This window comes from Roseibium algicola (assembly GCF_001999245.1).
Taxonomy (GTDB): Bacteria; Pseudomonadota; Alphaproteobacteria; order Rhizobiales; family Stappiaceae; genus Roseibium; species Roseibium algicola.
The window spans coordinates 2,766,955-2,781,060 of sequence record NZ_CP019630.1 but is presented as its reverse complement, the minus strand read 5'-3'; the positions used below and the strand labels follow the sequence as shown (position 1 = coordinate 2,781,060).

16 protein-coding genes are annotated in these 14,106 nt (G+C 60.1%); 6 read left to right on the top strand and 10 right to left on the bottom strand.

Features of this window, described 5'->3' with window-relative positions:
* Window positions 1–69: 69 nt before the first annotated feature.
* Window positions 70–798 (top strand): acetoacetyl-CoA reductase, encoded by a 729-nt coding sequence (phbB, locus tag B0E33_RS12970; RefSeq protein ID WP_077291425.1) that lies wholly within the window; start codon window positions 70–72, stop codon window positions 796–798.
* 47 nt (window positions 799–845) lie between these two features.
* On the opposite strand, the gene B0E33_RS12965 is transcribed toward phbB, so the two are convergent.
* Window positions 846–1,589, bottom strand: coding sequence for a DUF3299 domain-containing protein (locus B0E33_RS12965; RefSeq protein WP_167579537.1), 744 nt, complete (start codon window positions 1,587–1,589; stop codon window positions 846–848).
* A 139-nt stretch (window positions 1,590–1,728) separates the two neighbouring features.
* Between B0E33_RS12965 and B0E33_RS12960 the strand changes: the two genes are divergently transcribed.
* The gene (locus B0E33_RS12960; RefSeq protein WP_023002595.1) at window positions 1,729–2,370 is read left to right on the top strand and encodes a septation protein A; all 642 of its coding nucleotides are present in this window, start codon (window positions 1,729–1,731) and stop codon (window positions 2,368–2,370) included.
* 209 nt (window positions 2,371–2,579) lie between these two features.
* On the opposite strand, the gene B0E33_RS12955 is transcribed toward B0E33_RS12960, so the two are convergent.
* The 4 genes from B0E33_RS12955 to B0E33_RS12940 form a co-directional block, all read right to left on the bottom strand.
* On the bottom strand, window positions 2,580–3,002 hold the full coding sequence (locus B0E33_RS12955; protein ID WP_023002594.1) for a hypothetical protein: 423 nt from the start codon (window positions 3,000–3,002) through the stop codon (window positions 2,580–2,582).
* Window positions 3,003–3,190: 188 nt separating this feature from the next.
* Window positions 3,191–3,376: a 50S ribosomal protein L32 gene (gene rpmF, locus B0E33_RS12950; protein ID WP_006936667.1), complete on the bottom strand. Its 186-nt coding sequence runs from the start codon at window positions 3,374–3,376 to the stop codon at window positions 3,191–3,193.
* Between the two features lie 181 nt (window positions 3,377–3,557).
* On the bottom strand, window positions 3,558–4,301 hold the full coding sequence (gene mtgA / locus B0E33_RS12945) for a monofunctional biosynthetic peptidoglycan transglycosylase (RefSeq protein WP_062486202.1): 744 nt from the start codon (window positions 4,299–4,301) through the stop codon (window positions 3,558–3,560).
* Window positions 4,294–5,508 (bottom strand): SAM-dependent methyltransferase, encoded by a 1,215-nt coding sequence (locus B0E33_RS12940; protein WP_077291423.1) that lies wholly within the window; start codon window positions 5,506–5,508, stop codon window positions 4,294–4,296. The genes mtgA and B0E33_RS12940 overlap by 8 nt, the downstream gene beginning before the upstream one ends.
* A 145-nt stretch (window positions 5,509–5,653) precedes the next feature.
* On the opposite strand from B0E33_RS12940, the gene B0E33_RS12935 reads away from it, so the two are divergent.
* A complete protein-coding gene (locus B0E33_RS12935; protein ID WP_077291422.1) occupies window positions 5,654–6,559 on the top strand; it encodes a polyprenyl synthetase family protein in 906 nt (301 codons plus the stop codon).
* A gap of 107 nt (window positions 6,560–6,666) precedes the next feature.
* Here B0E33_RS12935 and B0E33_RS12930 read toward each other — a convergent pair whose 3' ends face one another.
* From B0E33_RS12930 to B0E33_RS12920, 3 genes are read right to left on the bottom strand one after another with little or no spacing between them, the layout of a single operon-like run.
* Window positions 6,667–7,611, bottom strand: coding sequence for a prephenate/arogenate dehydrogenase family protein (locus tag B0E33_RS12930; protein WP_206051435.1), 945 nt, complete (start codon window positions 7,609–7,611; stop codon window positions 6,667–6,669).
* A gap of 6 nt (window positions 7,612–7,617) precedes the next feature.
* The gene (hisC, locus tag B0E33_RS12925) at window positions 7,618–8,754 is read right to left on the bottom strand and encodes a histidinol-phosphate transaminase (RefSeq protein WP_077291421.1); all 1,137 of its coding nucleotides are present in this window, start codon (window positions 8,752–8,754) and stop codon (window positions 7,618–7,620) included.
* Complete coding sequence (locus B0E33_RS12920) at window positions 8,751–9,623, bottom strand: chorismate mutase (protein WP_055660523.1); 873 nt, start codon at window positions 9,621–9,623, stop codon at window positions 8,751–8,753. Before B0E33_RS12920 ends, hisC begins: the two co-directional genes overlap by 4 nt.
* 217 nt (window positions 9,624–9,840) lie before the next feature.
* Here B0E33_RS12920 and metX point away from each other — a divergent pair, with 217 nt between their 5' ends.
* From metX to B0E33_RS31390, 3 genes are all read left to right on the top strand, one after another.
* Entirely contained in the window at window positions 9,841–11,043 is a 1,203-nt protein-coding gene (metX, locus tag B0E33_RS12915; protein ID WP_075282223.1) for a homoserine O-acetyltransferase MetX, read from the top strand.
* A gap of 4 nt (window positions 11,044–11,047) precedes the next feature.
* Entirely contained in the window at window positions 11,048–11,680 is a 633-nt protein-coding gene (metW, locus tag B0E33_RS12910; protein WP_023002586.1) for a methionine biosynthesis protein MetW, read from the top strand.
* Between the two features lie 93 nt (window positions 11,681–11,773).
* Window positions 11,774–11,941: a DUF6471 domain-containing protein gene (locus tag B0E33_RS31390; protein ID WP_228148094.1), complete on the top strand. Its 168-nt coding sequence runs from the start codon at window positions 11,774–11,776 to the stop codon at window positions 11,939–11,941.
* A gap of 244 nt (window positions 11,942–12,185) precedes the next feature.
* On the opposite strand, the gene B0E33_RS12905 is transcribed toward B0E33_RS31390, so the two are convergent.
* Both B0E33_RS12905 and B0E33_RS12900 read right to left on the bottom strand, forming a co-directional pair.
* The gene (locus tag B0E33_RS12905) at window positions 12,186–12,986 is read right to left on the bottom strand and encodes a DUF3800 domain-containing protein (protein WP_077291419.1); all 801 of its coding nucleotides are present in this window, start codon (window positions 12,984–12,986) and stop codon (window positions 12,186–12,188) included.
* A 295-nt stretch (window positions 12,987–13,281) separates the two neighbouring features.
* Window positions 13,282–14,064: a class I SAM-dependent methyltransferase gene (locus tag B0E33_RS12900; RefSeq protein ID WP_077291418.1), complete on the bottom strand. Its 783-nt coding sequence runs from the start codon at window positions 14,062–14,064 to the stop codon at window positions 13,282–13,284.
* Window positions 14,065–14,106 lie beyond the last annotated feature (42 nt).

Sequence of the window (14,106 nt, the reverse complement as noted above, 5' to 3'; positions counted from 1 at the left end):
CAGCAAACAAGACTGAATTGATGTCAGAGAGCCCAAAGGGCCCGGAACTGGAAGTCAGGAGGAAGGGGAATGAGCAAGGTCGCATTGGTCACGGGTGGTACGCGCGGTATCGGCGAAGCAATTTCGCGGGGTCTGAAAGACGCAGGCTACACCGTGGCGGCCACATATGCCGGCAACACCGAAAAGGCCGAAGCCTTCAAGGCCGAGACCGGTATCCACGTTTTCAAGTGGGACGTTTCCGATCCTGACGCCTGCGCGGCAGGCATTGCCCAGGTGGAAGGCGAACTGGGTCCGGTGGAAGTGCTGGTCAACAATGCGGGCATCACCCGCGACGGCATGTTCCACAAGATGAGCTTCGAACAGTGGCGCGAAGTCCTGTCGACGAACCTCGATTCCATGTTCACCATGACCAAGCCGGTGATCAACGGTATGCGGGAACGGTCTTCGGGCCGCATCATCAACATCTCTTCCATCAATGGCCAGAAGGGCCAGATGGGCCAGGCGAACTATTCCGCGGCCAAGGCCGGCGTGATTGGCTTCACCAAGGCACTGGCGCAGGAAAACGCCTTCAAGGGCATCACCGTCAACTGCGTCTGCCCGGGCTACATCAACACCGACATGGTCGCCGCCATGCCGGAAAAAGTGCTGCAGTCGATCATCTCGGGCATCCCGGTCGGCCGCCTCGGCCATCCGGAAGAAATCGCCCAGACGGTGGTCTACCTGGCGTCCGACGCCGCCGCCTTCATGACCGGAGCGGTGATGACCATCAACGGCGGCCAGTACATCGCCAACGGCTGAGCCCAAAGGCTCAATCACAGGAAAAGGCGCCCGTTGTGGCGCCTTTTTTATGGGTGCTTCCAGGAGTTTTCCGGAACGGGCCCCTTGAAGAACTTCCAGATTCGGCTCATCGGGTCCGGGGTGGTCTCCTCACCCAGGCTTTGGGCGCCTGTGACTTCCATCTCGAACGCCGCGATCATGTCGACCTGACCGTCCAGAAGCGTGATTTCCTGTCGGGTTGTTTTCAAGGACAGTCGCCCGGTCAGCCGGACCGGTTCATAGACATACTCCGCCCTCCAGCCTGTCGACAGCCGGTACCGGATCATCTGGTTGGGATCGGGCGCCGGCATGTGGCTGCACATGCCCTGTTCGGGAACCAGATAGCCGGCGATTACCTCATCGCTGCCGGGTTCCTGCACGGGGATCACATACCCGGTAATCTCGATGTCCCTCCCGGCCAGAGCCTTGTTGCCGGCAAGCGACGCAGCAGCCCGTTTCTTCGCAACCTCGAAGCGTTGCGACAGCAATTTGTCCGTCGGCACGCCGGCCGCTGCGAGCCGGGCTTCTTCCTGCTGAAGACGACGTTTCAGCGTTGAACGATCCGCGTCAGTCTCAGCCGTCTCGTCCAACTGCTGGCGAAGCCGCAGCACCGTGCCCAGCGACCGCAGCTCTGTGCCGCTGAGCGCGGCAAAGGGGTCCTCATAGGCTGCGGCCTCCGGATCCTTGAGCTGGTCCCAACGAACAGGCATCGCCGCGAAGGCAGAGACCGTAAACAGTAAGGTGGCCGCGAGGCACAGCATCCAACGTTTCATCTTCACGCTTCCCGGCGCCTCTCTACTGGCCCTGAAAATTTCCGGCTCTATTTTCCGAATCGGACCGGGGTCCTTGACCCTGGCACCCTCCATCACCTATGTCCGGAAGCAGACTTCCTGAACAGGATAACGGAAAAACATGGAATTCGAACACGCCCCGAACGACCCCACCCGCAAGGAACTTTCCCCGCTCCTGAAGCTGGCGCTGGAATTGGGACCGCTCGGCGTGTTCTTCCTGTTCAATGCCCGCGGCGAACAGATCGCGGCGGCCTTTCCGGTGCTGCAACAGGTCGGCAAGCCTATCTTCCTGGCAACCGCCGCCTTCATGGTGGCCATCAGCATCTCGCTGGTCGTGTCACTGTGGCTGACGAAGCGCCTGCCGATCATGCCGCTGGTGTCCGGCGCGGTGGTTCTGGTTTTCGGCGCCCTGACGCTGTGGCTGCACGACGAACTGTTCATCAAGCTGAAGCCGACCATCGTGAACTGCCTGTTCGGCACAGTTCTGCTGGGCGGATTGCTGTTCGGCAAGGCGCTGCTCGGCTACGTCTTCGACAGCGCCTTCCGGCTGACGGACGAAGGCTGGCGCAAGCTGACATTCCGCTGGGGCGTGTTCTTCTTCGTGCTTGCCGCGATCAACGAAATCGTCTGGCGCAGCTTCTCGACCGATTTCTGGGTCAGCTTCAAGGTCTTCGGCATCATGCCGATCACCCTTGTCTTCACCCTGACCCAGCTGCCTCTGATCCAGAAACACGCGATCGTCGAAGACGGCAAGGACGCCTGATCCCTTCGATCCTGCCCTGCGCCGTCAATTCGGACAAGTGCAGCGAAGCGCTGCACGCCGATCCGGAAACCGGATATCGGCGTGAGCAACGTGAACCCATTCTCTTCAAATGTGGACAGCGCTAAAACGCAAAGGAATTCCGCGTGCCGGCTCTGCGCTTGGCCGCGTCACCCTTGTCCGGAATAGCGGCGGTCGGCAGGCAAGCAGTCTTAGTGCACGTCCCCGTGGCCGAAGGAAACGTCCCGCCGTGCGCCGGTGATGGAAATCGAGAACCCGGCGATCACGTCGATCAGCGAGATCGCCATGAGGATGAAGAACAGCGACGTCGCCGCGGGCTGCAGCACAAGGAACTCCACCAGGTAGGCGACGAACACCAGCACCGAGAACATGTGGTCCAGCAGGGCCGTCGTGCCGATGCGGGTCGCCTTCAGAATTTCGATGAACAGGAAGAACAGCCCGACCGTGATGAGCAGATCGCTCGCCAGAAGCTCGAAGGTTGCGCCGGAAACCATCTGTATGGTGATCATCGGCTGCGCCCAGAAGCCGGGCTCTCCCGCGCCCACCGTGAAAGCAAGGGCGTTATAGATCAGCAGCGAGAAAAGCGTGAAAGGAACGGCTGAAAAAAGGCGCATGAACGGCTCCCGAATTCAAGGACACCCGAAGCGGGCGGAAATCGGAGCGAGCTGACACGATCTTGATAGCCAATTCAAGGCGCTGAAAAGAAAAAGGCCGGCCCGTCGAAACAAGGCCAGCCTCAATCTTGATTTGCCATGCGGCGATCCGGTCCGGACGCTACCTGCATTCACGAAGAATACGGGTGTTATGCGTCGTCTTTTGCGGAAAGGATCTGACGGCCCCGGTACATGCCGGTCTTCAGGTCAACGTGATGCGGACGGCGCAGTTCGCCCGAATCCTTGTCCTCGACGTAAGTCGGCTGCTTGAGGGCGTCCGCGGAACGGCGAAAACCGCGCTTGGAGCGCGAGGTTTTTCTCTTTGGAACGGCCATTTTGTTTTTCTCCGTGGTCCATAACCGCGCGGCCCGGACCGGGTTAGCCCGGGGCGTGGCGTCACGCAGCGTGTTGGAATGCGCGGCGTTATACAGGCAACGCCAACGTTTTGCCACCCCATAGAGAAAAAATTCTTGGTCTGGATAGAACAGGCGGTGGCGAAGCGCTATCCACCTTCGTCTATTTCCCCAGAACACAGCCGAAAATCGGCCCCGCGCCCTTCACACGGGCCAGGTTCGTGCCGGCCAGTTTCCGGTGTCCGGAACCTGGTTTGGCGGGGTTCCGGCCACGTGGATTTGGCAAGGCTGTCGCCAATCTGGCAGCTTCGGTCCGTGTCAGGTCCTTGGCGCTCTTGCCGAACCAGGCCTGCGCGGCCGCTTCGGCGCCGAAGATACCCTCACCCCACTCGGCAATATTGAGGTAGATTTCCAGGATCCGCTTCTTCGTCAGCATCGCATCCAGCATCAGGGCCAGCGGCAGTTCCAGCCCCTTGCGGATGTAGGACCGCTCGCCCCACAGGAACAGGTTCTTGGCGGTCTGCATCGTGATGGTGCTTGCGCCGCGAGGCTTTTCGCCTTCGCTCAGTGCTTCGACCTGATCCTGAAGCGCGTCCCACTCGACGCCGTCGTTTTCGCAAAAGCCGCTGTCTTCCGAAGTGATGACCGACCGGACGAGGTTTGGCGAAATCTGCTCAAGCGGCACCCACTGCCGGTCCACCCACAGAAACTGGACATACCGCCCGATCATCAGCGTGCTTATGGGCGGCACGACGGAATAGATAACGGTAAGAACAGGCGGAAGCAGGATAAGAACCAGCAGCAGCTGCAACAAGCGCTTGCGGACAAGGCCGATCATGCCACGGCGGCGCCCCGGCGCGCCCCCGGAGCCTGACTTTCCACCCGTTGCAGGTTTGACCCTAACCATTCAGTTCCCGTTCGTTATCGACGATGAAGTCGCGGACAATCGGCACGGCATCCCTCTCCTTCGACAGGAGGAGCTGGAAGACCATGTTGGATCCGTGCAGGAAACCCAGCTCGACCGCACAGAGATAAAACTCCCACATACGACAGAAAGTTTCGTCATAAAGATCAGCGGCAATCGCCCTCTTGTCTTCAAAGCGAATGCGCCAGTCGCGAATGGTGTAGTAGTAGTGCAGCCGCAGGATTTCCGCATCGCAGACCCATAGCCCAAGCCGTTCGGTAGACGCAAAGACTTCCGACAGCGCCGGAACGTAACCCCCGGGGAAAATATACTTGCGAATAAAAGGCCCGGTGGTGCCCGGAGGCGTCATGCGACCGATGGAATGCACGACGGCATAGCCTTTTTCGGTCAGGCATCTGCGGATCTGGCCGAAATACTCGTCGAGATGGCCGATGCCGACATGTTCCATCATGCCGACCGAGATGATCCGGTCGAATTGCCCTTCGAATTCCCGGTAATCCTTCAGAACGAATGTCACCTGGTCCTCAAGACCCGCAGCGCGCACGCGTTCTTCGGCGATCTTCACTTGCTCTGGCGAGACGTTGAGCGAGGTAACCTTTGCACCGGCCTGAGCCATGCGAATGGCGAGTGAGCCCCAGCCTCCGCCGATTTCAAGCACTTCCATCCCAGGCTTCAGGTCCAGCTTGGCGACCAGATGGGCCAGCTTGGCCGCCTGGGCTTGTTCCAGCGTGTCGTCAGGCGAGGTGTAATAGGCACAGCTGTAGTTGAGGCCCTCATCCATGAACAGCCGATAGAGGTCGTTTGAAAGGTCATAGTGATGCCGCGCCTGCGACTTTGCCCGTTCGACGCTGTTCTGCTGCTGGCGCCGCCGCAAGAGCTTCCAGCCCTTCCGCAGCAGGCCCTGCACAGGATTGGCCCCAAGCGGTGCCCTGTTGATGGAAAACAGGAACATGAAGTCGTAGCAGGTCGACCCTTCCTCCATCGTCAGGGTCCCATCCATATAAGCTTCGCCAGCGGCCAGCTCCGGATTGAGAAAAAGGGATCGGTAAAGCTTTTTGTCATGCAGCCGGATGGTCACTGTCGGACCGTCCTCGCCCGACCCGAATTCGTGCACGGCACCCGCGACGTCGATCACACGCATGCGCCCGCGCTTGATGAAGGATCGCAGAAGGCTCGACAGCAGTTTCATGGAAAAATCTCCAAATGGGTCAGTTTGAAAAGATCGGGCAGGTAGCTCCCGCATTTTTTTGAAATTCGAGCCTTGACGATACAGAGAATTGGTTTCAGGGAAACCCGGACTTTGAAAATGTTGCCGATCCGTCCCGGAGCCAATCGTGACCCTTGACCCAAACCAGCATCTGACATTCCAGGCCAAGTTTGTGGAGGCCACGCTGGAAACGCTTCTGGCCACCCAGGCGCTGCCGGATGAAACCGTGCGCCCCCCAAGGCTGCTTGCCGCCATACGCCACGGCGCGCTGAACGGCGGCAAGCGACTGCGGCCGGTTCTGGTGATGGAGGCTGCCAATCTGTTCGGGCGGGCGGATGACGGCGTTCTGCAGGCTGCCTGCGCGCTGGAACTGATCCATTGTTATTCGCTGGTCCATGACGACCTGCCAGCCATGGACGACGACGATCTTCGCCGGGGCCAGCCAACCGTGCACAAGGTCTATGACGAGGCGACCGCCATCCTGGCCGGCGATGCCTTGCTGACGCTCGCCTTTGACGTGATCACGGGCGAGGCCGTGCATGCGGATGCAGCCGTGCGCCTGCGGCTATCGCGTGAACTGGCCCGCGCGTCGGGCATCGGCGGCATGGCGGGCGGGCAGATGCTCGACCTGGAGTCCGAACACCGCGAGCGCTCCGAAGCGGAGATTCGCCAGCTTCAATCCATGAAGACCGGCGCGCTGCTGCGCTACGCCTGCCGGGCGGGCGCCATCCTGGCGGATGCAGCGGAAGCGGATGTCGACCGGCTGACCCGCTTCGGTGAAGTGATCGGCCTTGCCTTCCAGCTCGCAGACGACCTTCTGGACGTGGAAGCTAGCGCGGAAACAATGGGCAAGGCCACCGGCAAGGATGCGGAGGCCGGCAAGGCGACGCTTGTAGGCCTCTGGGGCACCGACAGGACGCGCAACGAGCTTGGCCGGCTGGTGGAGGAAGCCGAAACGCTTCTCGCGCCCTACGGCAGCCGTGCAGCGATCCTGAGCGCCCTTGCCCGTTTCATCGTCAACCGGACCAACTGATGAGACAAAAAAGCCCTTGAGGGTCGAGCGATCCTCACGGGCTACAATGCAATGGGGGCTCAACCCCCGGGAATTTCCCTGGCAAGACCGGTTCCTGATGGAAGCGGTCACTCTGCCGGTGCGCCGGCCTTGTCCTTGGCATGACGGCCGAAGTCGGGGGCGTCGGTTTCCTGACCGGCCTCGATGATCGAGCGGCGGATACCCCGGGTGCGGGTGAAGAGGTCGAACAGCATCTGGCCATCGCCCCAGCGGATTGCCCGCTGAAGGGCCGAAAGATCTTCGGAAAACCGCGCCAGCATTTCCAGGATCGCGTCCTTGTTGTGCAGGCAGACGTCCCGCCACATGGTCGGATCGGACGCAGCCAGACGCGTGAAATCGCGAAAACCGGACGCCGAATACTTGATAACTTCCGACTTGGTGACCGTCTCCAGATCGTCCGCAGTGCCGACGATATTGTAGGCGATCAGATGCGGCAGATGCGAAACGATGGCCAGCACCAGATCGTGGTGTCTGGCGTCCATCGTGTCGACGTCGGAACCGCAGGCGCGCCAGAAGGCGCTGAGTTTTTCGAGGGCCTCGGGATCCGTGTCCTCTCCCGGTGTCAGGATGCACCAGCGCTGGTCGAACAGCGTCGGAAACCCGGCATCGGGTCCGGACTGTTCGGTCCCGGCAATCGGGTGACCCGGAATGAAATGCACGCCTTCAGGCACATGCGGGCTGACCTGATCGACGACGGAGCCCTTGGTGGAACCGACATCGGTCAGGATCGCGCCTTTTTTCAGCGCAGGCGCAATCCACTTGGCAATGGCCTCATTGGCACCCACTGGCGCGCAGAGGATCACCAGGTCGGCCCCCTCCACCGCCACGGCGGCGTCGAGCGCATAACTGTCGCCCAGGCCCAGCTCCTCCGCCCTTTGCAGGGTGTCCGCAGACCGGGTGGAAATCGCGATTTCCTTGATCAGGCCGCGTTCGCGGGCGACCTGTGCGAGCGAGGAACCGATCAGGCCGATGCCGATCAGGGCCATGCGCTCGAAAATGGGGGCAACAGTCATGTGTTCTTATTTCTGTTCCAGAAAGTCCTTCAGGTGGCCAATGATGGCCCGGTTGGCGTCTTCCGAGCCGATCGTCATGCGGATCGAGTTCGGCAGCCCGTAATTGCCGACCATGCGCAGCACGCAGCCGCGCTCCAGCAGATAGGCATCGGCATCCGCCGCGCGCTTGCCGTCCTCGTCGGGGAAGTGAACCAGCACGAAATTGCCGACGCTCGGCGTCACCTTCAGGCCAAGCTTTTCCAGCTCCGCCGTCACCCAGGGCAGCCAGGTGTCATTGTGCTCGATCGAGCGCGTGACGAAATCACGGTCACGAACAGCGGCCATACCGGCGGCAATCGCCATGCCGTTGACGTTGAACGGACCCCGGATGCGGTTGAGCGCATCGATCACATGGGCCGGACCGAAGCCCCAGCCGAGGCGCAGATTGGCAAGGCCGTAAATCTTGGAGAAGGTCCGCGTCATGATGACGTTGTCGGACGTCGCTGCCAGCTCGAGACCGCTTTCATAGTCGTTGCGGCGAACATATTCCGCATAGGCTGCATCCAGAACCAGCAGGACGTTGGCCGGCAGGCCCTCATGCAGCCGCTTGACCTCCTCGAACGGCAGATAGGTGCCGGTCGGATTGTTCGGGTTGGCAATGAAGACCATGCGCGTCTTGTCGGTGACCCTTGCCAGGATCGCATCGACATCCGTCGTCAGGTCCTTTTCAGGCGCAATCACCGGCGTTGCCCCGGCGGCGCGGATGGCAATGTCGTAGACCAGGAAGCCGTGTTCGGAATAGATCGCCTCGTCGCCCTGGCCGAGATAACCGTAGGCGATCAGGCTGAGAACCTCGTCGGACCCGGCGCCGCAGATGATGCGGTCCGGATTGAGGCCGTAGACTTCGCCGATGGCCGCACGCAGTTCGGCAGAGGATCCGTCCGGATAAAGTTCCAGGTTCCGCGCCACGGCTTCAATGGCCGCGCGGGCAGCTTCGCTGGTGCCGAGCGGCGTTTCGTTGGACGAAAGCTTGTGAACGGTCTTGCCGTGGCTGCCCTTGGACTTGCCGGGAACATAAGGCGCAATATCCAGAACGCCCGGCCGCGGCTGCGGACGGTTTGCGGTTGCCTTGCCGGCTTCAGTCACTGTCGTCATCTCATTCATCCCTGAGGCTCCTCGTCCTCGGCAGCAAATGTGTCGTCCGGATCGCCATTGCCGTCGATCGGTGCGGCGTAGCCGCCGACACGTCTCAAAACTTCCGGGGCGGCGCCTGCGGCGAGGCAGGCGGCGCGCACATCCTCTTCCGTCAGCTCGCCGGAAATCGCAAGCAGCGCGTCGACACCGGCGGCGGACCGGAAGAAACTGAGCACTTCAATGCCTTCGTCCATCAGGTTGCCCGGCAGAAGATCCGACCAGCGGGCGTCATAAACCGCAATATCGGCGTTGTCGATCATGCTGTCGGCCTTGGCTAGCACCAGCGCCGGCAGGTCGGCGGGACGCTCGTCCAGAATGACGAAGGGCAGCCGCGCCCGCACCAGTGCGCCGGATTCGCTGAGGCCACGCCACCAGGGCAGCTCCGCCCGGTCGATCAGCGCCACAAGGCCCAGGTCACCGGCTGACGCCGTCACGGCGCCGACCACGTCGGCCGCATCGCTTCCCGGCACCAGCTCCACGGAAAAACCGAAATAGAAACGCGCCAGGTCGAGCATCTCGATCAGATCGGCGCTGCCGTCCAGATGGACGGCGGTGTCTGCCTGCAGGCTGGTGCAGGCACAGATGAGATCCCGCCAGATGTGTTCGACGGTTGCCAGCGGCAGGTCGCCCTGGTGGCGCTCCACCATCTGGCGCATCAGGTCGGCGTCACGTTCGGGTTGAAACAGGGCGGGTGCAGCTCCTGCGGCGCGGCCGGCAGCCTGGATGCCGGCTTCGGCCTGGGCGCGTTCCATCAGGGCGGTGTGGATGCGTGCATCGATCTCGTCGACCCGTGTCCTGAGGTCGTCCAGCGACAGCCCGCTGTCCGGCAAGTGAGACATGAGGTGGCTCCGGCCTTCGTTTGGGTTAAGCGGCGCATAGTCATAGGCATGTGATTGCCCAAAGGCAAAAGAAAACATTGACTCAGGCGTTCCGGCACGGCTAGGTCGCCAGTCTGGCCGTTCTGCCGGGTGCCTGCCGTTTCCCGGTGGCGGACCGTGGCCCGCTCAACCGGCCTGAAATATTCCCGCCCGGGACAACAGATAATTCTTTAGAGCCATGTCCGCAGACACATCACGTCCAGCCACCCCGGAGGATCTGAAGGCAAGCGAAGCGGTTTCGCCCTCGAGCAAACTTGCGCGCTTTCCCGCAGAAGAACCGCTGGAGCTCGATGCCGGCGTAAAGCTTGGCCCCTGGCAGATTGCGTATGAAACCTATGGCGAGCTCAACGCGGACAAGTCCAACGCCGTCATCGTGTGTCACGCCCTGACGGGCGACCAGTATGTGGCCTCCACCAATCCCGTGACCGGCAAGCCCGGCTGGTGGAGCCAGATGGTCGGCCCCGGCAAGCCGGTCGACACCAATCATTATTTCGTTATCTGTTCCAACGTCCTCGGCGGCTGCCTCGGCACCACAGGACCGGCCTCCATCAACCCGGAGACAGGGCAGCCCTACGGCCTTGCACTGCCTGTCATCACCATTCGCGACATGGTCCGGGCACAGGCGCGCCTTGTCGATCATCTTGGCATCGACACGCTGTTTGCGGTCATCGGCGGTTCCATGGGCGGCATGCAGGTGCTGCAGTGGGCGGCCAGCTATCCCGAGCGCGTGTTTTCGGCCGTACCGATTGCCGCGGCAGCGCGGCACACGTCCCAGAATATCGCCTTCCACGAAGTCGGCCGGCAGGCAATCATGGCCGACCCGAACTGGTGTGCCGGCAGTTACCTTCAGGAAGGACAGAGGCCGACCAAGGGCCTGGCGGTTGCCCGCATGGCGGCGCATGTCACCTATATGTCCGACGAATCCCTGCACCAGAAATTCGGCCGCAACCTGCAGGACCGGGACAATGTCACCTTCGGTTTCGACGCGGATTTCCAGATCGAGAGCTATCTGCGCCACCAGGGCATGACCTTTGTCGACCGGTTCGACGCCAATTCCTATCTCTATGTCACCCGGGCGATGGACTATTTCGACCTGGCCCATCAGTTCGGTGGCTCTCTGGCGAACGCCTTCAAGGGAACGAAAACACGTTTCTGCGTCATGTCGTTCACATCCGACTGGCTGTTCCCCACGTCCGAAAGCCGGCGCGTGGTCAAGGCGCTCAATGCGGCGGCGGCCAACGTCTCCTTCGTCGAGATCGAAAGCGACCGGGGTCACGACTCGTTCCTGCTGGACGTGCCGGAGATGTTCCAGACGATTTCCGGCTTCGTCACCGGCGCAGCACACGCCCGCGGCCTGCCCGCCCCCGGCGAGGAGGTCTGATCCCGTGAACCTGGCTCCAAGACAGACCAAGAGCGGAGACGTGCGCGGCGACCACAAGGTTGTCGCCTCACTGGTACCGCACAATGCCCGCGTGCTGGACATCGGGTCCGCCGACGGGGAGCTGCTCGACCTTCTGGTGCGTGAACGCCAGGTGGACGGACGCGGCATCGAACTGTCCCAGGAAGGCGTCAACCGCTGCGTAGCCCGTGGCCTGTCGGTGATCCAGGGCGATGCCGACCAGGACCTGTCCGACTATCCGGACGGGGCGTTCGACGTCGTCATCCTGAGCCAGACCCTGCAGGCGACCCGCGAACCGAAAAAGGTCGTCAGCGAGCTCCTGCGCATCGGCAATCAGGTCGTGATCTCGATCCCGAACTTCGCCCACTGGCGCAACCGGGCCCAGCTCCTGTTCCGCGGCCGCATGCCGGTGACCAAGTACCTGCCTTACGAATGGTACGACACGCCGAACATCCATTTCTGCTCCCTGCGCGATTTCGTCGAGCTTTGCCGGGAACTTGATGCAAATGTCGAAAAGGCCATCGCCCTCAGCGGCAGAGGCAACAAGATCCCGGTCAATGCCCCGTGGTGGGTGTGGAACATCGTTGCCGAACAGGCCGTGTTCCTGCTGAAGCGGTAAGCTGGTTCAATAACCTTCGGCCGTCATTCCGGACAAGGAAGGCGAAGCCGAACGCAGACATATTTCCGCTATTATGGAGCAAACTCACCAAATATGACTTTTACATATCGCGCTGACCTTGCGTGCAAATTGACCGCAATAGGTATGAAGGATTCCGAGCGCAATATAGCGAACAAGATAAGCCGCGGCAGTTTCACCGCAGCTTTTTTCATAATGCCCATGGATTTGATAGGGGCTAATTCCGTAAGTTTGGAAACGTAGCTTGACTTTCAGACTTAAGTCTGAACCAGAGGTCCATAAATAAAATTTGTACCCAAAATCCATGAGACTCAAATTCAATTTATTTACAATGAGTTAGCGGTATAAAGCACTAAAGCACTGAGACTCTTGACATTTTCGCTAGCAGGTTTATGTTTATTCACAGGCCTAGCCTAGGAGGTCTTCGTTACGAGGGCTGCAAAAAACCGGAGGAAACTCCGGTTTTTTTGTTTGGAGAATTCACCGACTAGTTGTCAAAGCAGCTATATTTCACCCCTAAATGGGGGATTTCTTCCTTAGAAATTGCAGAATCAATAATTTTCTGTGCATCAAATAAAATTTGGTATGGACGATAGTCTGGTTCGTAACCGCCCCTTGCTTGGGGATATAAATACAGGTCTGCCAACTGAGCCAGTGGAGATGATTTTCTCTTAAATTTCAGATCGTAAAGCGTTTCGTTGAGTTCCTCCGCTGAAAGCGCGGCATACTTTGTCGAATCAGGTCCGGCAAATGGCATCCCGGTTTCGCGTAACTCGCGATAATATCGACGCACTGCGTTATCTGCCGATTTGTCCCCTTCTTCAGGATATACTCGCAGCTTTCTGTCATCTCTGCGAGCTAGCTTCGCCGAGCGCTCACACAGAACAGAAAAAGCCGTCTTGCAGAGCATCCATTGCTGCCGACCATATCTTTCTCGGTATCGACCGTCGTAGCCAGGTCGATCTATGACGCACGCATGCCCCATGACTGGCGCAGAAGTTAGAAAGTCGCTCAACTCAATCATGAACCTCTGATACTCTTCAGGTGTTAGCGTGTTGAGCCAACTAAACTCATCTGAGCGGCAACGGATCTTTACGGAGTGCAATGGGTAGGTAATACCCCAGCTCCGGCAAAAAGTTTCATGAGCACGGCGAATATCGTCTTCATCTTCCTCATTAATCAATACGCCACCTAGGGCGAACCAATCCCGGAATTGCCCATCGGAGGGCGCGTGATTAGGATTTCTTGTTCCAGAATCATCTAGATAAAGGCAGCTTACTCTTGGCATTAAAAAGTCCGGCAACTACGAATCTAAGTTAATATCGTAGCATACCTGGGATTGCAAAGTAGAGTGTAAAGAAATGGTTAACTTTTGACGACCCCACAAAATAGCGATGTTAATCACATCAAAAAATGATAAACATCATCATAGTTGGTGAGTTTATTCCATAATGCCGCGTATTTTGCTCTATTAGCGCACCGATAAAACCATATTGCGTTCGCTGCGCTCACACTGGCGCGCTGGATTCCGGATCGTCGCGCAGCCTTCGCAGCGCTAGTCCGGAATGACGGCTCAGAGGCTGTTAGAAGTCGCCCGTCTTCACCCGCCGATGCACGGACCTGACAGGCTTCAGCCCTGTCGCGACGCCCTCGGGAATGAAGACAGGCCGCAGCACGCGGAAGCGGCTTTTCTTGCCGTCCACGGGCAGGCTCTGGAACACGACCTTTTCCGCTTCCATGATCAGAACACCGCCAAAGGCGGGCCAGATGCGGCGGCCGATGCCTTCCCAGGTGCGGGCCGCACGCAGGATGGTGCGGGCGCGCGAAGGCGGCATGAAGAGGGCTTCCTTGTCCTCGGTCACGTTGAACTGGCAGCTCTTCAGCAGATCCTTGAGCTGGCTGCCCGAATAAGGCCGGCCATAGCCGAAGGGGGAAAGTTCCGACTGTGCCCACAGGCCGCGCCGGTTCGGCACGACGGCGATCAGTCGCCCGCCCGGCACCAGCACCCGCCAGGCCTCCCTGAGAACCGCCGCAGGGTCCGAACAATGGTCGAGAGCGTGTACCAGCATCACCCGGTCGAAATAGGCATCGGGAAACGGCAGGTCCTGGTCTTCCACCAGCGCACAGGCGCTTTCCCGCTCACGCGGCCAGTGAACCGCGCCCTGAGGGGCGGGCATGGCGGCAATCGCCCGGTCAACCGTGTCGAGGTAGGGCCGCATGAACGGGCCCGCGTAACCGATACCGAGCAGAGCCTGGCCGGTAAGGTCCGGCCACATCTTGCGGATAGGCGCGCCGATCAGGCTGCGAAGCAGCCTGCCGAGTGGCAAATCGTAAAAAGCGCGCAAATGAACGACGTCGAGATACATTCAGCCTTGCTCGGTCAAGAAGGGTCGCGGCGATTGAACATG

Coding starts and splice junctions, on each gene's coding strand:
- phbB (WP_077291425.1), top strand. CDS start 70: ATGAGCAAGGTCGCATTGGTCACGGGTGGTACGCGCGGTATCGGCGAA.
- B0E33_RS12965 (WP_167579537.1), bottom strand. CDS start 1,589: ATGAAACGTTGGATGCTGTGCCTCGCGGCCACCTTACTGTTTACGGTC.
- B0E33_RS12960 (WP_023002595.1), top strand. CDS start 1,729: ATGGAATTCGAACACGCCCCGAACGACCCCACCCGCAAGGAACTTTCC.
- B0E33_RS12955 (WP_023002594.1), bottom strand. CDS start 3,002: ATGCGCCTTTTTTCAGCCGTTCCTTTCACGCTTTTCTCGCTGCTGATC.
- rpmF (WP_006936667.1), bottom strand. CDS start 3,376: ATGGCCGTTCCAAAGAGAAAAACCTCGCGCTCCAAGCGCGGTTTTCGC.
- mtgA (WP_062486202.1), bottom strand. CDS start 4,301: ATGGTTAGGGTCAAACCTGCAACGGGTGGAAAGTCAGGCTCCGGGGGC.
- B0E33_RS12940 (WP_077291423.1), bottom strand. CDS start 5,508: ATGAAACTGCTGTCGAGCCTTCTGCGATCCTTCATCAAGCGCGGGCGC.
- B0E33_RS12930 (WP_206051435.1), bottom strand. CDS start 7,611: ATGACTGTTGCCCCCATTTTCGAGCGCATGGCCCTGATCGGCATCGGC.
- hisC (WP_077291421.1), bottom strand. CDS start 8,754: ATGAATGAGATGACGACAGTGACTGAAGCCGGCAAGGCAACCGCAAAC.
- B0E33_RS12920 (WP_055660523.1), bottom strand. CDS start 9,623: ATGTCTCACTTGCCGGACAGCGGGCTGTCGCTGGACGACCTCAGGACA.
- metX (WP_075282223.1), top strand. CDS start 9,841: ATGTCCGCAGACACATCACGTCCAGCCACCCCGGAGGATCTGAAGGCA.
- B0E33_RS31390 (WP_228148094.1), top strand. CDS start 11,774: ATGACTTTTACATATCGCGCTGACCTTGCGTGCAAATTGACCGCAATA.
- B0E33_RS12905 (WP_077291419.1), bottom strand. CDS start 12,986: ATGCCAAGAGTAAGCTGCCTTTATCTAGATGATTCTGGAACAAGAAAT.
- B0E33_RS12900 (WP_077291418.1), bottom strand. CDS start 14,064: ATGTATCTCGACGTCGTTCATTTGCGCGCTTTTTACGATTTGCCACTC.